The organism is Amycolatopsis sp. NBC_00438 (assembly GCF_036026695.1).
In the GTDB taxonomy this organism is placed as follows: Bacteria; Actinomycetota; Actinomycetes; order Mycobacteriales; family Pseudonocardiaceae; genus Amycolatopsis.
Map to the genome: position 1 here is coordinate 2,840,215 of NZ_CP107923.1, position 19,918 is coordinate 2,860,132.

The 19,918-nt window shown below is 71.9% G+C and carries 22 protein-coding genes; 5 read left to right on the plus strand and 17 right to left on the minus strand.

The window, feature by feature from the left end; all coding sequences use genetic code 11:
* The first annotated feature begins 58 nt into the window (after positions 1 to 58).
* Entirely contained in the window at positions 59 to 997 is a 939-nt protein-coding gene (locus OG494_RS13185; RefSeq protein WP_328455388.1) for an AraC family transcriptional regulator, read from the plus strand.
* Here OG494_RS13185 and OG494_RS13190 read toward each other — a convergent pair.
* The 5 genes from OG494_RS13190 to OG494_RS13210 form a co-directional block, all read right to left on the minus strand.
* A complete protein-coding gene (locus OG494_RS13190) occupies positions 963 to 1,406 on the minus strand; it encodes a YybH family protein (RefSeq protein WP_328455390.1) in 444 nt (147 codons plus the stop codon). The genes OG494_RS13185 and OG494_RS13190 overlap by 35 nt on opposite strands.
* Positions 1,403 to 1,831, minus strand: coding sequence for an SRPBCC family protein (locus tag OG494_RS13195; RefSeq protein ID WP_328455392.1), 429 nt, complete (start codon positions 1,829 to 1,831; stop codon positions 1,403 to 1,405). The genes OG494_RS13190 and OG494_RS13195 overlap by 4 nt, the downstream gene beginning before the upstream one ends.
* On the minus strand, positions 1,828 to 2,184 hold the full coding sequence (locus OG494_RS13200; RefSeq protein ID WP_328455395.1) for an ArsR/SmtB family transcription factor: 357 nt from the start codon (positions 2,182 to 2,184) through the stop codon (positions 1,828 to 1,830). Before OG494_RS13200 ends, OG494_RS13195 begins: the two co-directional genes overlap by 4 nt.
* Positions 2,185 to 2,193: 9 nt before the next feature.
* A complete protein-coding gene (locus tag OG494_RS13205) occupies positions 2,194 to 3,264 on the minus strand; it encodes a hypothetical protein (protein ID WP_328455397.1) in 1,071 nt (356 codons plus the stop codon).
* A 328-nt stretch (positions 3,265 to 3,592) separates the two neighbouring features.
* Positions 3,593 to 4,543: a class I SAM-dependent methyltransferase gene (locus OG494_RS13210; protein WP_328455398.1), complete on the minus strand. Its 951-nt coding sequence runs from the start codon at positions 4,541 to 4,543 to the stop codon at positions 3,593 to 3,595.
* Between the two features lie 133 nt (positions 4,544 to 4,676).
* Here OG494_RS13210 and OG494_RS13215 point away from each other — a divergent pair, with 133 nt between their 5' ends.
* The 3 genes from OG494_RS13215 to OG494_RS13225 are packed head-to-tail and all read left to right on the plus strand — an operon-like array spanning position 4,677 to position 6,774.
* On the plus strand, positions 4,677 to 5,174 hold the full coding sequence (locus OG494_RS13215) for a pyridoxamine 5'-phosphate oxidase family protein (RefSeq protein ID WP_328455399.1): 498 nt from the start codon (positions 4,677 to 4,679) through the stop codon (positions 5,172 to 5,174).
* 41 nt (positions 5,175 to 5,215) lie between these two features.
* Positions 5,216 to 5,623 (plus strand): YciI family protein, encoded by a 408-nt coding sequence (locus OG494_RS13220; protein WP_328455401.1) that lies wholly within the window; start codon positions 5,216 to 5,218, stop codon positions 5,621 to 5,623.
* Between the two features lie 5 nt (positions 5,624 to 5,628).
* Positions 5,629 to 6,774, plus strand: coding sequence for an RNA polymerase sigma factor (locus tag OG494_RS13225; RefSeq protein ID WP_328458934.1), 1,146 nt, complete (start codon positions 5,629 to 5,631; stop codon positions 6,772 to 6,774).
* Here the strand turns inward: OG494_RS13225 and OG494_RS13230 are convergent.
* The 6 genes from OG494_RS13230 to OG494_RS13255 are packed head-to-tail and all read right to left on the minus strand — an operon-like array spanning position 6,763 to position 12,351.
* Positions 6,763 to 7,395 (minus strand): 3,4-dihydroxy-2-butanone-4-phosphate synthase, encoded by a 633-nt coding sequence (locus tag OG494_RS13230; protein ID WP_328455403.1) that lies wholly within the window; start codon positions 7,393 to 7,395, stop codon positions 6,763 to 6,765. The genes OG494_RS13225 and OG494_RS13230 overlap by 12 nt on opposite strands.
* Positions 7,396 to 7,411: 16 nt before the next feature.
* Positions 7,412 to 9,184 (minus strand): gamma-glutamyltransferase family protein, encoded by a 1,773-nt coding sequence (locus OG494_RS13235; protein WP_328455405.1) that lies wholly within the window; start codon positions 9,182 to 9,184, stop codon positions 7,412 to 7,414.
* Between the two features lies 1 nt (position 9,185).
* Entirely contained in the window at positions 9,186 to 10,055 is an 870-nt protein-coding gene (locus tag OG494_RS13240) for a PhzF family phenazine biosynthesis protein (RefSeq protein WP_328455407.1), read from the minus strand.
* An 11-nt stretch (positions 10,056 to 10,066) separates the two neighbouring features.
* Entirely contained in the window at positions 10,067 to 10,930 is an 864-nt protein-coding gene (locus OG494_RS13245; protein WP_328455409.1) for an LLM class flavin-dependent oxidoreductase, read from the minus strand.
* A gap of 3 nt (positions 10,931 to 10,933) precedes the next feature.
* Positions 10,934 to 11,848 carry a hypothetical protein gene (locus OG494_RS13250; RefSeq protein ID WP_328455411.1) on the minus strand — a complete coding sequence of 305 codons (915 nt, stop codon included), beginning with the start codon at positions 11,846 to 11,848 and terminating at the stop codon, positions 10,934 to 10,936.
* Positions 11,845 to 12,351, minus strand: coding sequence for a VOC family protein (locus OG494_RS13255; RefSeq protein WP_328455413.1), 507 nt, complete (start codon positions 12,349 to 12,351; stop codon positions 11,845 to 11,847). Before OG494_RS13255 ends, OG494_RS13250 begins: the two co-directional genes overlap by 4 nt.
* Positions 12,352 to 12,558: 207 nt before the next feature.
* On the opposite strand from OG494_RS13255, the gene OG494_RS13260 reads away from it, so the two are divergent.
* Positions 12,559 to 13,221, plus strand: coding sequence for an O-methyltransferase (locus OG494_RS13260; protein ID WP_328455415.1), 663 nt, complete (start codon positions 12,559 to 12,561; stop codon positions 13,219 to 13,221).
* Positions 13,222 to 13,285: 64 nt separating this feature from the next.
* On the opposite strand, the gene OG494_RS13265 is transcribed toward OG494_RS13260, so the two are convergent.
* Genes OG494_RS13265 through OG494_RS13290 form a run of 6 tightly spaced genes read right to left on the minus strand, consistent with a single transcriptional unit; the run spans position 13,286 to position 19,896 of the window.
* Positions 13,286 to 14,803, minus strand: a complete 1,518-nt coding sequence (locus OG494_RS13265) for a 4-hydroxyphenylacetate 3-hydroxylase family protein (protein ID WP_328455417.1) — start codon at positions 14,801 to 14,803, stop codon at positions 13,286 to 13,288.
* Positions 14,800 to 15,372 carry a flavin reductase family protein gene (locus OG494_RS13270; protein WP_328455419.1) on the minus strand — a complete coding sequence of 191 codons (573 nt, stop codon included), beginning with the start codon at positions 15,370 to 15,372 and terminating at the stop codon, positions 14,800 to 14,802. The genes OG494_RS13265 and OG494_RS13270 overlap by 4 nt, the downstream gene beginning before the upstream one ends.
* Positions 15,369 to 17,231, minus strand: coding sequence for an anthranilate synthase family protein (locus OG494_RS13275; RefSeq protein ID WP_328455420.1), 1,863 nt, complete (start codon positions 17,229 to 17,231; stop codon positions 15,369 to 15,371). The genes OG494_RS13270 and OG494_RS13275 overlap by 4 nt, the downstream gene beginning before the upstream one ends.
* Positions 17,228 to 17,869, minus strand: coding sequence for an isochorismatase family protein (locus OG494_RS13280; protein WP_328455421.1), 642 nt, complete (start codon positions 17,867 to 17,869; stop codon positions 17,228 to 17,230). The genes OG494_RS13275 and OG494_RS13280 overlap by 4 nt, the downstream gene beginning before the upstream one ends.
* 9 nt (positions 17,870 to 17,878) lie before the next feature.
* Positions 17,879 to 18,649: a 2,3-dihydro-2,3-dihydroxybenzoate dehydrogenase gene (locus OG494_RS13285; RefSeq protein WP_328455423.1), complete on the minus strand. Its 771-nt coding sequence runs from the start codon at positions 18,647 to 18,649 to the stop codon at positions 17,879 to 17,881.
* On the minus strand, positions 18,646 to 19,896 hold the full coding sequence (locus OG494_RS13290) for a 3-deoxy-7-phosphoheptulonate synthase (RefSeq protein ID WP_328455425.1): 1,251 nt from the start codon (positions 19,894 to 19,896) through the stop codon (positions 18,646 to 18,648). Before OG494_RS13290 ends, OG494_RS13285 begins: the two co-directional genes overlap by 4 nt.
* Positions 19,897 to 19,918 lie beyond the last annotated feature (22 nt).

Below are 19,918 nucleotides of genomic sequence, written 5' to 3' on the forward strand. Positions count from 1 at the left end.
TGAGACTCTCCATAGTTCAGAGCCTCGATAGCATGTTTCATCGTCTACACTCGGGCGCATGGATCCGCTCGCCGCTCTGCTCGACGGTCCCCGCGCGCACGGCGCGTTCCTGCTGCGGTCGATCCTGACCCCGCCGTGGTCGCTGCGCATCGAAGACCAGGCCCCGTTGACAGTCGTCTCGGTCGTGCGCGGCGAAGCGTGGATCGTGCCCGACACCGGCGAGGCCGTCCTGCTGAGCGAAGGTGACGTCGCGATCGCGCGCGGCCCGGAGCCGTACCTCGTCGCCGACCACCCCGCGACACCGCCGCAGGCGATCATCCTGCCCGGGCAGGACTGCCGCACCCCCGACGGCGGGCACCTCACCGACTACGCCGACCTCGGCGTCCGGACCTGGGGCCACGGCACCGGCGGCCCGGTCGTGCTGCTGACCGGCACCTACGGCATGGAAGGCGAGCTCAGCAAACGGCTCCTCGCGGCGCTGCCGGTGCTGATCGTGCTGCGCGCCACCGACTGGCCGACGCCGCTGGTCGGACTGCTCGCCGGGGAGATCGGCAAGGACGTCCCGGGCCAGGAAGCCGTCCTCGACCGGCTGCTGGACCTGCTGCTGATCGCGGCGCTGCGGGCCTGGTTCGACCGGCCCGACACCCGTGCGCCCGCCTGGTACCGCGCGCACGACGACCCGATCGTCGGCCAGGCGCTGCGACTGCTGCAGCACCAGCCCGCCGAGCCGTGGACGGTCGCGAAGCTCGCCGCCAACACCGGCGTCTCCCGCGCCGCATTGGCCCGCCGGTTCGCCACGACGGTCGGCGAGACGCCGATGGCCTACCTGACCGGCTGGCGGCTCGCGCTCGCCGCGGATCTGCTGCGCCAGCAACGGGACGCCACGATCGGCTCGGTCGCCCACCAGGTCGGGTACGGCAGCGCGTTCGCCCTCAGCGCGGCGTTCAAGCGCGAATTCGGCGTCAGCCCGCAGCAGTACCGGGTTCGAGCCGGGTGAGCGCCTCGCCGGTGGCGCCGTCGAAGGGGACCGAGCTGTGTTCGTGGACGATCTTCCAGCCGCCGTCGTCGTCCCGGCGGAGTCCGGCGGTGGAGCGCACCCACATGGCGACCTCGGTGCCGTCGGTCATCGTGCCGCGTACGTGGAAGAGGTAGTGCGCGAAGGCGAAGGCGACGTCGCCGTCGGCGGTCACCTCGAGTTCGCGGATGTCCAGCTCGATCGGGGACCGGTAGGCGCCGAACCACTCCCGCAGCCGGGTCCGTTCCGCATCACGACCGGTGTCGCGCAACGGACCGACCGCGTCGAACAGCGTGACGTCCTCGGCGTAGTGGGCGAGGAGCACGTCGAGGTCCTTCGCCGCGGTCGCCGCGACGCGGGACTCGATCACGGCCCTCGGGCCGGCCGTCACTTCAGCTCCTCGCCGAGCTTGTCGAGCCAGTCGCCGGTGCCCTGCTCGCGCCAGGCGGGCTCCTCGGCGCCGTCGAGGAAGGTGCCCTGCTCGGTGAGGACCAGGCGGGTGCCGTCGCCGTCGGGGAGCAGTTCGATCGTCGTCGTCGAGATGGTGGCGAGGGTGTCGCCGCCGGTCAGCGTGGTGGAGTAGACGATCCGCTCGTCGGGGACGATGTCGTGGTAGGTCGAGGCGGCTTCCAGCTTGGTGCCGTTGGGCGCGGTTCCGGTGGTCACTTCCCGGCCGCCGGTGCGGAAGTCGAGCTCGTGCGTTTCCCCGCCGTACCAGCGGGCCTTCGCGCCGGGGTCCGCCCAGGCGTCGAACACTCGGGCGGGTGTCGCGGCGTAGGTGCGTTCCAGGGTGAACGTGCTGTGCGTGACGGTCATGAGGTGCTTCCTTCCGTCTTGTCGAGCTCCGTGCCCGGCTCGAGGAAGTCCCCGAGCCGATCGAGCTTGCCCTCCCATGCGGTGCGCTGGTGCCCGAGCCAGTGCTCACCGGTGCGCAGCACCGCCGGCTCGATCCGGCAGGTGCGCACCCGGCCGGCCTTCTCCGAACGCACGATCCCGGCCGTTTCGAGCACCTGCAGGTGCTGCACGACGGCGGCCAGCGACATCGGCAGCGGCGCGGCCAGTTCACTGACCGACGCCGGCCCGCGCACGAGCCGCTCGACCAGGGCCCGCCGCGTCCGGTCCCCCAGCGCGCGGAACACGAGGTCCAGCGACTCGTCATGGTTAAGCATGTACTTAAGTTAGGCTCGCTCGGCTCCTTGGTCAAGCAACTGCTTAAGTGTCTCGAGGCCCTCGTGGTCTTTCAGGGCCACGCGCACCTGGCTCAACCGGTGGTCGGCGGCGTCGGCCCGAGCGGTGCAGGTGCGCAGTTCGGCGCCCAGGTGCGTAGTGGTCTCGTGCATGGACCGGACGGTCTGCTCGTGAGACAGCTGCGCCTCGGCGAACCGCTGGTCGAAGCCGGCGCGGAGTCGTTCGGCGTCGGCCTGGGCCCGGTCCGCGGCTTCCTGACGGGCCTTCGCGTGCTCTTCACGTGCGGCGTCGAGCTTCTGTGAGACGGCTTCCGCTCGGGTTTCGGCGGCCTCCGCGCGGGCCGTCGCGGTTGCCGCTCGCACGGAGGCGTCCTGACCACGGCCTCGTTCGTCCTCGAGCGCGGTCCGGGTGGCGGCGAGTTCGGCGGTGAGCGTGGCGATGGTCGTGGCCCGCTCGCCGGCGAGGGCCGTGGCGGACTCGGCCCGTTCGGCGACGCGGGCGAGTTCGTCCCGCACGGCGGCCAGCTGCCCTTCGGCGCGCTGCTGCTCCTGCACGGCCCCTTTCCGGACGGCGCGTTCCTGGTCCCGCTCCCGGACGGCGGCCGTCTTGTCCTTCTCGGCGACGGCTGCCTGCTGCGCGGCGTCTTCGGCGACTTCGCGGGCCTGAGCGGCTTCGGCGTCGGCCCGGCCGCGCTGGAGACGGTGCTCGTCGGCCTCGGCCAGGGCGGCGTCCCGCTCGGCGAGCGCGGCCGTGGTGGTGGCGTCGAGCTGGTGGCGCAGCGTCGTCAGCGTTTCGACAAGCCCGCGGGCCGGTTCGAGCACCCGGTCGACCTGTCCGGCCAGCGCCGTGACGGCGGTGTCGTCGAGCTGGGTGTCGCTCTCGCGCAGGGACTCGGCGTCCGCCAGCACGGCTTCGGCGTCCCGGCAGTTGAGGTTCCGCCGGCCCCAGGTTTTCCCGTCCTGGCAGAACCGCGCGCGGCTCCCCCGCCCCACCGCGGGTGGCAGTGCAGCTCCGCAGCGGCGGTACTCGCACACCCGGGCTTGACCAGCGTCTTCCGTCATGACCAAGACCCTATCAAACCTTCTAATCAGAACTCGAGTCTGCTGTTCTAAATCAAAAGATAGATGACGACGTGTGTAAGTTTGGATAAGGTCACATATCCGAACTCAGATGCCCCTGGAGAAGCCGTGAGGCTTGGAGGGGCGCAAAGAGGCGCTCGAAAAACTAGGACCCCCCTCCCAGCGGACCCCACCGCTCGCCGACGCCGGCCGGATGCCGCGAGGACGCGAGCAGGTCGGCCTGCCCGGCTCCCCCGCCGAGGAGGCCGCCCGGGAGCCGGGCCGCATGGTCGTCGGGTCTGCCGCGGCTGGTCGTGAGTGTTTAGGGCGGTTAGAACCGCCCTAAACACTCACGACCCACGCGAGAGGAGGGCACCTGGCTCTCCTCGAGGGTGCCGCTGACGTAGAGCAGGTCGCCCAAGCGCATGCCGTCGTCCTCCGGGGCCGGGAGGCCGACCGCCGCGAGCAGGTCGCGGACGGTGGTTCCGTGCAACGTCCAGCCGCGGGCGGCCAGGTAGGGCGCCGCTTCGTTGCGCTCACCGAAGTACCGCTGCTTCGCCATCGCGGGGTCGAAGCCACGCGCCCGCCAGCGTTCGGAGACGCCGTTCAGGCTCTCCTTCGTCCTGGCCTCGTCGCCCGGTTTCGGGTTGGGCCGGCTTTCGGTGGCCACCCGGCTTCCCGGCGCGCTGAGGTCGGTGATGGTGTCCAGCAGGCTGTCCTGCGCCTCGGGCGGCAGGTAGCCCAGCAGGCCTTCGGCGCTCCACGCGGTCGGCCGCGCCGGGTCGAAACCGGCGTCGCGCAGGGCGGCGGGCCAGTCGTCACGCAGGTCGACCGCGGCCACGCGCCGGTCGGCCGTGGGCTCGGCACCCAGCTCGGCCATGGTGCGGGTCTTGAAATCGGCGACCTGCGGCTGGTCCAGCTCGTACACCACCGTCCCGGCCGGCCAGGGCAGCCGGTACGCGCGGGAATCCAGCCCCGACGCCAGGATCACGACCTGCGCGCTGCCCGCGTCGAGGAAGAAGTCGTCGTAGAACTTGCCCCGTACCTTCGCTACGTCGATCGCCACCTGCTCGACCAGGTCACCCGGGGGCAGTTCGCCGGACGCCAGCCGGGTGAGGAGATCGACGCCGACCGCCCGGACGAGCGGTTCGGCGAACGGGTCGGCGAAGAGCGCAGGATCCTCGCGGGTCGCGATCGCGCGGGCCGCCGCGGCCGCGGTGGCCGTCGTGCCGACGCCGGAGGCCAGGTCCCACGTGTCGCCGTCCTGCCTGGTGGAAGTCATGTTCTGCACCCTAGGACGCGGCCGGGCGGGGCCGCAGGAAAAATCGGGACCCGTCCCCGGGACCGCTGTCGAGAATGCGGGACCGGCTCCGTCCCAGGGACATCAAGCGCCACCGACCGCAGGAGGAACCGCCGTGGACCAGAACGAGATCACCGAGGTCCTGAACCGCCCGTACAGCCGGGAACTGCTGGCCCGCGACCTGACCCGCCTCGCCTACGTCGCCAAGGACGGCACCCCGCGCAGCGTCCCGATCGCGTTCACCTGGAACGGCACGGAGATCGTCCTGTGCACCTCGAAGAACGCCCCGAAGCTGCCCGCTCTGCGCGCCAACCCGGTGGTCGCGCTGACGATCGACACCGAGGTGCACCCGCCCAAGATCCTGCTCATCCGCGGCCGGGTCGAGCTGGACGTCGTCGACGGCATCCCGGAGGAGTACCTGCAGATGAACGGCAGCTACGGGATGACGGCCGAGCAGCGGGTCGCATGGGAGGCCGAGGTGCGTGAGCTCTACGACGGTATGGTCCGGATCGTCGTCACCCCGACCTGGGCGAAGCTGATCGACTTCGAGACGACCCTGCCGAGCGCCGTCGAGGAGCTGGCCCAGCGGCGGGCCGCGCGTCAGAGCGCCTGACAACCCGAAATCCGCCAAGATAGCTCGCGAAGGAGCTCACCATGCCCAAATACCTGCTGCTCAAGCACTACCGCGGCGCGCCCGCCTCGGTCAACGACGTCCCCATGGACCAGTGGACGCCGGAGGAGCTGACGGCCCACGTCCAGTACATGCAGGACTTCGCCGACCGGCTCGAGACCACCGGCGAGTTCGTCGAACACCGGCCCCTCTCCCCCGAGGGCACCTTCGTCCGGTCCGACGGCGAAGGGCGGCCGCCGGTCACCGACGGACCGTTCGCGGAGACCAAGGACCTGATCGCCGGCTGGACGATCATCGACGTCGACAGCTACGAACGCGCGCTCGAGCTCGCCGGCGAGCTGTCCGCCGCTCCCGGCGCCGGCGGCAAGCCGATCCAGGAGTGGCTCGAGGTGCGCCCGTTCCTGACCGCGCCCCCGACCATCACGGAGTGACGCTCGTGGACGAGGCCCTGCTGCGGTCCCTCACCCCCACCGTGATCGGCGTCCTCGTCCGGCGGGGCGCCGACTTCGCGGCGGCCGAGGACGCCGTGCAGGACGCGCTGATCGAGGCCGTCGGCCGGTGGCCGGACGATCCGCCGCGCGACCCCCAGGGCTGGCTGGTCACCGTGGCGTGGCGGAAGTTCCTCGACGCGACCCGCGCCGAGACGTCCCGGCGCCAACGCGAGGAACGCGTCGAAGAGGAGCCCGCGCCCGAGCCGGGTGCGGCCGTGGACGACACGCTCCAGCTGTACTTCCTGTGCGCGCACCCGTCCCTGACCCCGGCGTCGGCCGTCGCATTGACGCTGCGCGCGGTCGGCGGCCTGACCACGCGGCAGATCGCGCAGGCCTACCTGGTGCCGGAAGCGACCATGGCCCAGCGGATCAGCCGGGCCAAGAAGACCGTCTCGGGCGTCCGGTTCACGCGGACCGGGGACTTCACCACGGTGCTGCGGGTGCTCTACCTCGTCTTCAACGAGGGGTACTCCGGCGATGTCGACCTGGCCGCAGAGGCGATCCGGCTCACCCGGCAGCTGGCCGTCCGGACCCACGACGAGGAGGTCGCGGGCCTGCTCGCGCTGATGCTGCTGCACCACGCCCGGCGAGCGGCGCGGACCGGGCCCGACGGCAGCCTCGTGCCGCTCGCCGAGCAGGACCGGAGCCTCTGGAACACCCGCCTGATCACCGAAGGCGTCGACATCCTCCAGACGGCGCTGACCGGCGACCGCCTGGGCGAGTTCCAGGCCCAGGCGGCCATCGCCGCACTCCACGCGGACGCGCAGACGGCCGAAGAGACCGACTGGGTGCAGATCGTCGAGTGGTACGACGAGCTGGTGCGCCTCACCGGCAGCCCGGTGGCCCGCCTCAACCGGGCCGTCGCGGTCGGCGAAGCCGACGGGGCGCGAGCCGGCCTCGCCGCGCTGGCCGAACTCGACCCCGCGCTGCCGCGCTACTCCGCTGTCGCGGCGTACCTGCACGAACGTGACGGTGACCCCGCGACGGCGGCCCGGCTCTACGCCGAGGCCGCCCGGGCGGCGGCCAGCGTGCCGGAGCGCGACCACCTCACGCGCCAGGCGGCCCGGCTCAACGTGCGGCTACGCGGCTGACGCCAGCTGGGTCCGGAACCCGCGCAGCATCGCCAGGCTCACCGTCGGCAGCGGGCACTCGCCGCGCAGCCGGTCCAGCTCACCCGGCTTGGCGAGCCGTGTCGGGTCGAGCGGGCTGACGATGTGCGTGTACCCCGCCGCCGGGCCGCAGTGGGCCAGTTCGGCCAGGTCCGACGCCGCTTCGGCGAAGCCGGCGTGGCCGATCACGCCGTCCGGGTGCGTCGCGCGGGTCATGATGTGGCCGGGCCGCTGGAAGTCCGGCGGGCCCGCCTTCGGGTCGGCCAGCCGCGAGAGCGTCGTCGCGCGGTCGGTCGCCGAGATGCCCGTGGTGACGCCGTCGGCCGCGTCGACCGTGACGCAGTAGTCCGACGGCTCCTCGAACGCGCCCCACATCCTCGGCAGGCCCAGCTCATCGCACCGCCGCCGGGGCAACGCGGCGATCACCAGACCCGAGCCGTGCCGGACCAGGAACGCGACCGCCGGCGGCGAAACCTCGGCCAGGGGCAGGACGAACACGGCCTCGCGTCCGTTGTGGACGACAGCGGGCCGGCCCCGGCCCAGCTCGTCGGTGACTTCGGCCAGCGCGCGCCGGCTCGGGGACAGTTCCAGTACGGAGTTCACCAGGACACCTCCTGAGTCAGCGGGCGACGGCGTAGGCCTGCTGCCCGCGCGGGCTCGCCGCGGCCAGGACGAGGTCGCCGTCGAACCCCGTCGCGCAGACCTTGCCCAGGGACTTGTCCGGGGCGAGGGTGACGTCGTGGCCGCGCGCCCGCAGCTGCGCGACCACCTCTGGCGGGCAGCTGTTCTCCACGACCAGGCGGTTCGGGCGGGCCGAGCGCGGCGCGAACGACGAGGGCACCTGGTCGGTGTGGAACGCCCGCTGCTCGACGGCCGCCTGCGGGCGCAGGCCGCCGTCGACGTGGCTGATGAAGAAGTTCAGCGTCCACTGGTCCTGCTGGTCGCCGCCCGGGGTACCGAACGCCAGGTGCGGCCGCCCGTCCTTGGTCACCAGGGTCGGGCTCAGCGTGGTCCGCGGGCGCTTGCCCGGCGCGACCGTGTTCGGGTGCCCCTCGTCCAGCAACGCCATCTGCCCGCGCGTGCCGAGCGGGAACCCGAGACCGGGGATGACGGGCGAACTTTTCAGCCAGCCGCCGCTCGGGGTCGCGACGACCATGTTGCCGTCGCGGTCCGACGCGCTGATGCAGCACGTGTCGCCCTTGGCGGCGGTCAGCTTCACCACGGCCGGGATCCCGTCGGCCAGCTGGGCGCGCCAGTCCGCGTCCGGCTCGCCGGGCAGCGGGGGTTCCGGGAACCAGCCGTCCAGGCCCGGACGCAGCTCGCCGCACGCTTTCTTGCCGATCAGTTCGCGGCGCGCGGCGGCGTACGCCGGGTCCAGGAGTTCCTTCAGCGGGACGTCGGTGTGGGCCGGGTCGCCGTAGAAGGCCTCACGGTCGGCGAAGGCGAGTTTCGCGCTCTCGACGACCGTGTGGAGGTGGTCGGCGCCGCCGTGGTCCATCGCGGCCAGGTCGAAGCCTTCGAGCAGGCCCAGCTGCTGGAGGAACACCGGGCCCTGCGACCACGGACCCGCCTTGTGCACGGTGTGGCCGCGGTAGTCGGCGGTGACCGTCTGCTCGATCGTGGGTCGCCACGCCGCCAGGTCGTCGCCGGTGAGCAGGCCGCTGTTGCGGCGGCCGGTGGAGTCGAGCGGCTCGGCCGTGGCGAGGAAGTCGGCGATCGTCTCGGCGACGAACCCTTCGTAGAACACGGTGATGGCGGCGTCGATCCGGTTGTCGCGCCCGCCTTTGGCGGCGTCGGCCTCGGCGACGATCCGCCGGTAGGTCGCGGCGAGGGGCTTGTTGCAGATCCGTGCGCCGGGCTTCGGCGACCGGCCACCGGGCAGGTAGACCTCGCCGGAGCCGGTCCACTCTTCGCGGAACAGTGGCGCGAGGACGTCGATCATGTCCGCTGCCTTGGGCAGCAGCGGATACCCGTGCTCGGCGTAGTCGATGGCCGGGGCGAGGACCGTGCCGAGGTCGAGGCGGCCGCGGTCGCGCAGCAGGCGCAGCCAGGCGCCGAACGCGCCGGGGACGACCGCCGGGAGCAGTCCCGAACCGGGGATGGCGTCGACGCCGCGGTCGCGGAACGCCTGGGGTGTCGCGGCTTCCGGCATCGGGCCCTGCCCGCAGATCACCTCGGCTTCGCCGGTCGCGCCGTCGTGGACCAGGATCGGGACGTCGCCGCCCGGGCCGTTGAGGTGGGGTTCCACGACCTGGATGACGAACGCCGCGGCGACGGCGGCGTCGAAGGCGTTGCCGCCCAGGTCGAACATCGCCGTCCCGGCGGCGGAGCCCAGCCAGTGCGTGGAGGAGACGGCACCCCGGGTGCCGAGCAGTTCGGGTCGGTCGAGCACGTCAGCTTCCCTTCTCGCGGTCCGGATCGGCGAGCTCGCCGGCCCCCGCCGGCAGCACGGCGCCCGACACCGAGGCCGACACCGGCCGGCCGCCGGTGACCTGGACCGAGCAATACAAAGTGGACGGACGGCCCTGTTCGCGGCCCTGGCGCAGCGTGAAGTCGTGGGTGCCGTCGCCGGTGAGCCGGCCCGCTTCGACGAGCCAGACGCCGAGGCCGAGTGCGGCCGAGGCACAGGCCGGATCCTCGGGCATCCCGTAACCCGGCGCGAACAGGCGGCCGTGCGCGGTGTTCGTCGCCGGGTCCCAGCCGAACACCAGGACGTCGGCGAGATCGGCGTCGGCCATCCGGTCGAAGTCGGGCGTCGCCGCCGCGACGGCGTCGGCGCGCACGGGCAGGAAGTGGAACGCCGGGCCGAACCCGCAGGCCGCGGGGACGGCGCCGCCGGCTGCGGAGGCGGGCAGGCCGACGGCGCCGAGCAGTACCCTGGCGTCGAGCTTTTCGCTGGCCAGGGGGTCTTTCGCGGTGATCTTGCCCGCTTCGGCGGAGACGTCCAGGGGCAGCAGCTTCGGGCCGCACTCCTGCACGACCCGCCCGGCGGGCACCAGGCCCAGCCGCGCGAGCGTCACCGCGGTGCCGACGCTCGAATGCCCGCCGAACGGCGACTCCGCCTCCGGGGTGAAGACGCGGACGCGGTAGTCGGCGCCGGTCCCGGTGGGCGGCAGCACGAACGCCGTCTCGGTGTGGTTGATCTCGCGGGCCAGCGCCTGCATGCCCGCGGTGTCGAGGTCACCGGCCCGTGGGACGACGCCGAGCGCGCTGCCGGCGTAGACGTGGTCGGCGAACATGTTGACGATCTCGTACGCGGGCATGCTGCTCCCCTTCAGACCAGGTTCAGCTCGTCGAGGACCCGCTCGTCCCCTCGGTAGGGCTCGGCTTGCCGCGGCCAGTGCACGACCAGGTCGGTGAAGCCGAGGTCGGCGAACGTGCCCGAGGCGTCCCGGAAGGACTGTGCGGAATCCAGCACGCCCCCGACGGTCGCGCCGGTCACCAGCAGCTTCCCCGCCGACGCCGGGTCGCGGCCCGCCGCGGCGCAGGTGTCCTCGAACGCCCGGAGCTGGTCCTTCAGCTCCGGGACGACCAGGTCCCAGCGCCGCGCGTCGAACCGGCCCGGTGCGCCCGCGGTGATCCAGGTTTCGGCGTACCGCGCGGCCAGGCCCATCGCCTTCGGGCCGGTCGCGGCGACCGCGAACGGCAGCCTCGGACGCTGTACGCAGCCCGGGACCATCCGCGCGCCGTCACAGCGGTAGTACTTGCCCTCGTACGACGTCACCGGCTGCCGCAGCAGCAGTTCGGTCAGTTCGAGGAACTCCGCGAACCGCCCGGCGCGGCTGCCTTCCTGCTCCGCGCCGAAGACGCTCTCGTCGTACCCACCGGCTCCGGAGCCGACGCCGCAGATCAGCCGCCCGTCGGAGATGTCGTCGAGCGTCATCAGCTCCTTGGCGAAGGACACCGGGTGGCGGAACGTCGGGGTCGCGACGAGCGAGCCGAGCCGCATCTTCGACGTCACCCCGGCCGCGGCGGTGAGCGTCGGCAGGCAGCCGAACCAGGTCTCGTCGCGCAGCCAGCGCCACATCAGGTGGTCGTAGGTCCAAGCGTGGTCGAACCCGAGCTCTTCGGCGCGGCGCCAGCGGTCCCGCGCGGCGGACCAGCGCTGTTCGGGCAGCAACACGATGCCGTGGCGCACGGCTCAGTCCGCCGGGGAGCCGGCGGCGCACGCCGCGACGTCGGCGAGGAGGCCGACGAACCCGGCCTCACAGGAGCGGACCTCGGGACTGGTCAGCTCGGCGGGCGGGTCCTCGGCGTCGGACACCGCGTCGACGCCGTTCTGCGTGACGTCCAGCGCCACGGCGTTGAGCCGCCGCAGCAGCTGGGCCACCACGTCCGGCAGGGACGTCGGCGCCCGCAGCGTCATGAAGTAATTGTCGTAGACGACACTCAGCACGTCCGGGTGCGGTGCCTCGGCCGCGCCCGCCGCGTCCTGCAGCAGCGACCGGCCACTCGGCACCAGCTTGGCCGCGATCCCGCCGTGGACGCGCTGGTAGAAGCCGACTTCGTCGCGCAGCGCCTTCACTCCGGGCGAGTCGTCGTCGGGCAGGCCGTTGCCGCGGTAGAGGTCGCGGACCGGCGCGAAGTCCGGCGCCCACGTGCCGCTGAACCCGCGGTGCTGCAGGAACATGCTCGGCCGGATCACCTCGTGGTAGACGTTGACCGGCGTCGAGCTGGTGTAGAGCAGCATCGCGCTGAAGCCGCGGGTGAACAGCGCCGCCGAGGCCAGCGCGGCCTCGCGGTCCCGCTCGCCGCGCTCGGCCAGCGCCAGTTCGCGGGCGACGAGCTGCCACAGCACGAACGTCACCTGGTGGCCGGTGATCCAGCGGAACCAGTACAGCCGGTCGGACGACTCGACGGGTTCGACCGGGCCCGGCACCCCGCTGCGGGAGATGTGCTCCAGGTGGGTGCACAGCCCGGCGAAGCGGGAGCACGGGCCGTCGCCGGCGGGTCCGGTGCCCGCGTCGGGGATGGTCAGCGGTTCGAGGCCGTAGGGGAAGTCGCCGAAGTCCCACCCCTCGCGCACGGGGACTCCGGTGAGCACGGGAACGGTCATGACGCGGCCTCCGGGATCCAGGTGAACTCGTATTCCAGGCCGTTCACGTCGAATGCGTAGAAACTCTGCACGCCGTCGTCGTCGGTGACGATCTCCGTCGCGGGTTCGTCGCGCGTGAAATGAAATCGCCCGGATTCGTACAACCGGGTCCAGTGCCGCTGCCAGGCGAGCATTTCTTCCGGCGAACCGACCTCCATGCAGATGTGCTGGAATTGCGCGTCGCCGGGGTCGGGCGGTTCAGTGCCTCGGCCCGCGCGCTCGAAGAGGTGGAACCGGGTGCCGCCGGCCCTCAGTTCGACGAGCTTGACGATGCCGGGCAGCCGGCTGGTGGTCAGCTCGGAGAACTCGTCGAGGGCCCAGTTTTCCTTGCAGCCGAAGAACTCCTGGTACCAGGAGACGCAGTTGGCGAGATCGGCGGTCTGGATCCCCAGGTGGTGGAACGTGGCCGCGCGGAGCGGGGCAAGGCGGGGCGACTCGAGGGTCGCCACGGCGTTCTCGGACATGTCGCCATCCTTTCTTCCGGCGCCGGGAGAGCATTCCCAGACGGCGCCTCGGAGAGTGGCCTTGATCGATCATCGGGGGCGGCGGCGAAAACAACCGCCCGATCTCTTCCGAGACTACAGTGGTTGCCGACAGGAAATCAACCTGACGGGAAAAATAGTTCCATTATCCCTATAGCCGAGCGCCTTCCTCAAGTAGCATCGGGAGACATGAGCGAAGACCAGTGGACGAAAATCGACACCTACACCTCGAACCTGATGGTGGAGCACGACGCCGCCCTGGACCTCGCGGCCAAGGCCAGCTCCGAGGCCGGGCTGCCGGAGATCGCGGTGGCACCCAACCAGGGCAAGTTCCTCCACCTGCTCGCCCGCACCCACGGCGCGCGCCGCATCCTCGAGATCGGCGCGTTCGGCGGCTACAGCGCCATCTGGCTGGCCCGGGCGCTGCCGGAGGGCGGCACGCTGACCACGCTGGAGGCCGAACCGTCCTTCGCCGAGGTCGCGCAGCGCAACATCGACAACGCCGGCCTGTCCGACGTGGTCGACCTGCGCGTCGGCAAGGCGCTCGACACCCTGCCGGAGCTGGCGGGCGGCGAGCCGTTCGACCTCGTGTTCATCGACGCCGACAAGGCGAACATCCCGGAGTACTTCGGCTGGGCGCTGAAGCTGACCCGCCCGGGCAGCGTCATCGTCGTGGACAACGTGGTGCTCGACGGGCTCGTCATCGAGGCCGACAGCCCCAACCCGGCGGTGCAGGGCGTGCGGCGGTTCAACCAGCTGGTGGCCGACGAGCCGCGCGTCACCGCGACGACCGTGCAGACCGTCGGCAGCCGCGGCCACGACGGGTTCTGCCTGATGTTCGTGGAGAGCTGAGACAACCACGACAGGAGGGCCTTCCCGCACCGCGGGGAGGCCCTCCGTCACGTCGTGGCTCATGTCAGAGCCGATCGGGGTTGATCAGGTCCGGCGCGGTCCAGCCGTCGAGGTCGTACTCGGCCAGGCACTGCTCGGCGAAGCCCTTGTAGCCGTCGACCTGCCCGGACGCCTGCTGCGCGGTGAGCATCTCGATCCGGACGTTCTCGTGGTTGCCCGAGAAGTTCCGCTCGTAGAGCTCGTTGCGGCCGGCGAACTCCGTGCCGACGGAGTCCCAGATCAGCTTCATCAGCTTGACCCGCTCCACCGCGTCGTAGCCCGACGAACCCCGGACGTACTTGTCGAGGTAGGGCCGCAGCTCCGGGTTCTGGAAGTCGCTGGCGTGCGAGTTCAGGTAGATCAGCGCGCTGCCCAGGTCCTGGTGGATGATCTCCCGCACCCGCGGGTAGCCGATCGTCATGAACCAGCGGTAGGCCATGCCGTAGTCGAGCTTCGGCAGCAGCGCGCCGTCCTTCCACGGGTCCGGGTTGAGCGCCATCGCGTCACTGAGCCCCCAGAACATGTTCCGCCAGGCCAGCACCTCGCCGATGCGGGTCTGGATGCCACGGAAGTCCTTGGTGCCGGTGACGTCCACGCCCTTGAGCAGCAGCCCGGCCAGGAAGTCCAGCTTCACGGCCAGCCGCGTCACGCCGTGGAACGTCGAGCGGTTCAGGAACCCGGACGCCGACAGGAACGTCGCCGCCTTGGCCTGGTCGCCGTAGACGAACACGTTCTCCCAGGGGATCTTCACCTTGTCCAGGACGAAGATCGTGTCGTTCTCGTCGAGCCGGCTCGACAGCGGGTAGTCGAACGGGCTGCCCGTCGTGTCCGCCTGCAGCGCGTACGACGGCCGGCAGATCAGCTTCAGCCCCGGCGAGTCCATCGGCAGGGTCGCCACCAGGGCGAACTCGCGCTTCTTCACAGGAAGCCCGTAGTGGGCGATGAAGTTGCCGTGCGTCAGCGCCGAGCCGGTCGCGACGACCTTGGCGCCGCTGACGACCAGGCCGTCGTCACGCTCCTCTTCGACGTGCACGAACACGTCCCCGACGTCGTCGGCCGCCTTGTGCCGGTCGACCGGCGGGTTGATGATCGCGTGGTTCCAGAAGAGGACCTTCTCCTGCGCCTCGGCGTACCAGCGGCGCGCGTTGCCCTCGAACTCGCCGTAATAGCCCGGGTCGACGCCGAGGGTGGCGAGGAAGCTCGCCTTGTAGTCGGGGCTGCGGCCGAGCCAGCCGTAACTCATCCGGGCCCACTCGGCGATCGCGTCCCGGTCACCGATCAGGTCCTGAGTGGACTTCGGGGCGCGGAAGAACTTGTGCGTGAACCCGCCACTGCCGGTGTCGGTCGGCGTGGTCAGCACGTCCTTCTTCTCCGGGTCGTGCAGCGCGTCGTACAGCCGCGCGGTCATCCGGGCGGTGTTGCGGAACGCCGGATGCTTCGTCACATCGTCGACGCGCTCGCCGTACGCCCAGATCTCCCGGCCGTCGCGGATGCTCTCCAGGTACTCGTCCCCGGTCAACGGCCGGGTCGTCGTCTCGCTCACTTGCCTGCCTCCCATCGGTGCGGCGCAGCAAAGGGCTGCGGCGCGATCGGGTCGTCCAGCGACCACGACCAGTGCGGTGCTTCGGGGTCTTCGGCCAGCCGCGGGAACTCGCCGCCGAAGAACAGCAGCGGCCGCCCGCCGGCCAGGTCGAGGCCGGTCACCTCGCCGACGTGCAGCACGTGGTCGCCGCCGTCGTACGCGCGCCACGGGGTGCACTCGACGTGCCCGACCGTGCCGCCCAGCCGCGGCACCGGCGAGTCGAGGTCGACCCACGGCACGTCGTCGTCCGCGAGGGGTTTGCCCGCGAAGTGCATCGCGACGTCCTGCTGGTCCTCGGCGAGGATGTTCACCACGAACGGCCCGCTGTCGAGGTGCTGGACCGAGCGGCTGCGCCGGTCGAGCGAGACCAGCACGAGCGGCGGATCCAGCGACACCGACGTGAACGCGTTGACGGTCGCGCCGCGCACCTGCTCGCCGCGCCGGTAGGTCACCACGGTGACGCCGGTGGTGAAGTGGCCGAGGAAGGCCCTCAGCCGGGCGCGGTCGAACGCCGGAGCGGTGGTGGTCATGAGTTGCCTCCTCCTGTGGTCGCGTGGTCGACGACGTCGCGCAGGATGGCCGGGCCGTCCTCGGTGAGGAACGACTCGGCGTGGAACTGGATGGTCGCCAGTCCCGGCCCGCGCAGGCCGATGACCTGGTCGTCGAGGCCACGCACGACTTCCGCGTCGGCACGGCCGGGCACTGCGACGCGGTCGTCGGCCGTACGCGCGGCGAAGCTGTTGTAGAACCCGACCGCGCGGCGCGTGCCGTCGATCGTCACGTGCGCCTGACGGCCTTGGTTGGGCCGCGCCAGCCGCTGGACGGGGAGCCCGAGTTCGGCGCAGAGCACCTGGTGGCCCAGGCAGACGCCGACCAGCGGACGGCCTTCACGCAGCAGGTCCGCGGCCAGCGCGCGCAGCCGGCCGACCTTCGCGCCGGCGACGTCGTTGGGGTCGCCCGGCCCGGGGCCGAGCAGCACGAGGTCGTTCTCCGGCAGCTCCCGCGCGTCCCACGGCACGGTCGTCACGTCGCAGTTCACCGACTTGAGCTGGTAGGCCAGCATCGAGGTGAACGCGTCTTCGGCGTCGACGACGGTGATCCGCACCCGGGACCCGGTGCCGGGCCGGGCGCCGTCGAGCCAGAACCGCGACTTCCCGTCGTTGCGCGCTTTCAGCGCCGAGCGCACCTCGTCGGACGACGTCGACGGCGGCGGCGCCGCGGACCGGCGGGCTTCGCCGGAGAGCGACTTCAGCACGGCCGACACCTTCGCCGTCGTCTCCGCGGCTTCCGACAGCGGCGCCGACTCGCGCACGATCGTCGACCCGGCGGCCAGCCGGACGTCACCGCCCGGCGAGATGTCCGCGGTGCGGATGAGGATCGCCGAGTCCAGGGAGCGGCGGCCGTCGTCGTCACTGCCGACGAGCCCGATGACGCCGCTGTAGTAGCCGCGCCCCTTCGGCTCGTAGCGGCGGATCACCCGGCAGGCGTTGACCAGCGGGCTGCCGGTGACGGTCGGCGCGAGCAGCGTGTGCCGCAGCACCTCCGTCAGCGGCTTCCCGGTCTCGCCCTCCAGGGAGTATTCGGTGTGCGCCAGCCGCGACATGCGCCGCAGCCGCGGCCCGGACACCCGGATGCCGCGGTCGCACAGCTCGGCCATCATCTTCAGTTCCTCGTCGACGACCATGCAGAGCTCGTCGGCCTCCTTCTCGTCGTGCAGGAACTCGAGCAGGCCTTCGGTGTCGGCGCCGCCTTCCGGATAGCGGTAGGTGCCGCTGATCGGGTTCATGGTCACCGTGCGGTCGAACAGCCGGACGTGCTGCTCGGGCGTGCTGCCCAGCAGGTAGCGCTCGCCGGTGAAGACCAGGAACGTCCAGTACGCCCCGGCTTCCGCACCCAGCAGGCGCTTGAAGACCGCCCGCGCGACGTCGTCGTCGAAGCCGGGGAACCGGCCGCGCAGGCTGCGCGAGAGCACGAAGTTCGCGCCCTCGCCGGCGCCGATCTCGTCGTCGAGGATCCGCTCGACGGTGCGGGCGTACTCGTCGTCACCGAGGTCGAACGCGCGGTCTTCCAGCGGCGGGACGGCGTCGGGCAGGGCCGCGAGGGTCTCGGCGACGGTGAGCGTCGCCTGGGACTCGATGTCCATCACCTGCAACGGGACCTGGTCGTCCGGGCAGTCGTACCCGCGCTCGGCGAGCTGCCGGTACGGGAGCAGGACCAGCTTCGTGTGCCGGCCCCGGCCTTCCCAGGACCCGTCGTCCAGGGTCAGGTCGGCCAGCCGCTCGGCCGTGCGGACCGGGCCGGAGACGATCTCGACCTGGTCGCCGCGGCCGCTGCCGGGCCGGTGCAGGATCGCGTACGGCGAGCCGGCGCGGATGGGCAGGGGACTCACGTGACCACCGCGCCTTCCAGCTCGCCGACCAGCGCCGACGTCGTGGTCGCGACCGCGCAGTTGGCGGCCGCGTAGTCGACGGCGAGCCGGTGCTGGTCCGGGCCGAAGTCGGCGACCGCGTCGGCGACGAAGAACGTCTCGATGTCGTGCGTGAACGCCTCGACGGCGGTGATCAGGCAGCCGACGTGGGCGTAGATCCCGCAGACGATCAGCTGGTCGCGCCCGGCCGCCCGCAGCCGTTCGAGCAGGTCGGTGCGGTGGAACGCGCTGTAGCGCCACTTGGTCAGGACGACGTCGGCCGGGGTCGGCGTGAGCTCGTCGATCACCTGCCGGTCGGCGGGCGTGGCTTTCATGCCCGGGCCCCAGATGTCCTGCAGCAGCCCGCGGTCCTCGGGCGTCATCGAGCCGGGCTGGGCGGTGTAGAACACCGGGATGCCCAGCCGGTCGGCCGTTTCCCGCGCCTGGACGACGTTGCGGACGAGCGTGCGCCGCAGTTCGCCGTCTTCGGGGTAGAAGCCGAGGAAGTAGCGCTGCATGTCGTGGATCAGCAGGGCCGCGCGGCCCGGGTGGGGCCGCCAGGTCGCCGTGCTGGCCGGGACGCTGGTGGGCAGGTCGTACGGTTCGATCGTGATGCTCATCAGGCCTCCTCAGACGGCGCCGAGTGCGGCGCCGCCGTCGACGAGCAGCGTGGCCAGGGTGACGTGCCGGGCCTCGTCCGACAGCAGGAACGCCACGCTGCGGGCGACGTCCTCGGCGGCGCCGATCCGCCCCAGCGGGATGCCGAGCCGGAACTGGCCGGAGTCGCCTTCGAGCGTCGCGGCGGCCCCGGTGTCGTCCGTCCACATGGAACGCAGCATCGGGGTGTCGGTCGAGCCCGGCGCGACGACGTTGCAGCGGATGCCGAGCGGCGCGAGGTCCAGGCCGAGGCTGTGGGTCAGGCTGGTCGCGGCGGACTTCGACGCGGCGTAGGCGGCCATGTGGCTGCGGGGCACCCCCGCGGCGTTCGACGCCACCGTGACGATCGAGCCGCTCTTCCGCGACGCCATCCGGCGGGAAACCGCCCGGCAGACGTGGAACACGCCGGTCGCGTTGACCGCGAAAGTCTCGTTCCAGTCCTCGTCGGTCAGCTCGGCCACCCGGCCCATCCGCAGCACGCCGGCGACGTTCGCCAGGCCTTCGATCGGCCCGAAGCCGGACTCGACGCGCTCGACGGCGGCGTCGACCTCCGTGCTCGAGGTGACGTCGACGACGTGCGTCTCGACGCTGCGGCCGTCGTCCAGCAACGGCTTCGCGACCTCGGCGAGGGCGTCCTCGTCGCGGTCGAACAGCGCGAGGGTGTGCCCGCGTCCGGCGAGCAGGGTCGCGGTGGCGGCGCCGATGCCGCTGCCCGCGCCGGTCACGAGAGTCACGGGGGTCATGACGCCAGCTCCGTCCTGAGTTCGTGGGCGGCCTCGGGCTGCCAGTGCGCCGTCAACGCGACGGCCTGGGTGAGGTTCAGCCGCGGGTCGCACAGCGTCGTGTAGCCGGGCCCGCGGGCGGCGGTGATGCCGGCGCCGTGGCACTCGGAGATCTCGCTCGGCGAGGCCTCCATGTGGAGCCCGGCGCACGCGCCGCCCTCCCCGGTGACGATCCGGACGAACTGGCGCAGCTCGTTCATGATGTCCTCGAGCCAGCGGACCTTGAGCCCGTCGTCGGCGACGACGGTGTTGCCGTGCATCGGGTCGCACAGCCACAGCACCGGGTGCCCGGCGTCGCGCACCGCCCGGACCAGCGGCGCGAGCTCGCCGATGCGGGCCGCGCCGAACCGCGGGATCAGCGTCAGCCGCCCGGGTGTGCGGTACGGGTCGATCTGCTGGCAGAGCTTCAGCACGTCCTCGATCGGCGCCTTCGCGCTGACCTTCGCCGCCACCGGGTTGACCACAGTGGACAGCAGGTGCACGTGGGCGCCGTCCGAGCGCCGGGTGCGCTCGCCGATCCACGGCCAGTGCGTCGAAGCGAGGTAGCTGCGGCCGCCGGGCATCCGGCGCACCAGCGGGACCTCGTAGTCCAGCAGCAGTGCCTCGTGACTGGTCCAGATCCGGCCGGCCGGCTCGGCTCCGGTCCCCCGGCCCAGCTGCCCGATCGACGCGCGGACGCCGAGCGCGGCCTCGTGCGCGTCCAGGATCCGGGTGGGGTCGGGCCGCCGGGCTTCGGACGTCGGCTCGGGGCTGTTGACGATCGGCCCGCGGTAGACGGGCAGCTCGTGGCCGTCGACGTTCTCGACGTTCTGCGAGCGGGGTTTGGCGTACTGGCCGGCGATCCGGCCGACTTCGAGGACCGGGCGGCCGGAGCCGACCCGCATCACCTCGGCGAGCGTGTCGAGCATGCCGATCTTGCGGGCCACGGCCCCGACGCCGGTGTCGGCCGGGTCTTCGGCGCAGTCGCCCGCTTGCAGCACGCAGAACTCGCCTTCGGCGGCGCGGGCCAGCAGGGACCGCAGTTGCAGCACTTCGGCGGGGCCGACGACGTCCTCACGCTCGGACAGCGTGTCGCGGACGCCGGCGAGTTCGGCCTGGTCGGGCCAGTCGGGTTGCTGGGCGGCGGGGTAGTCGGACAGGGTCTCGTCGCACTGATCGGCGGCGCGGTGCAGGACCGGCCGGGCTCGTGCGGGCAGCGTCTTCCTCATCACGCATTCCTTGCTTGAGCCG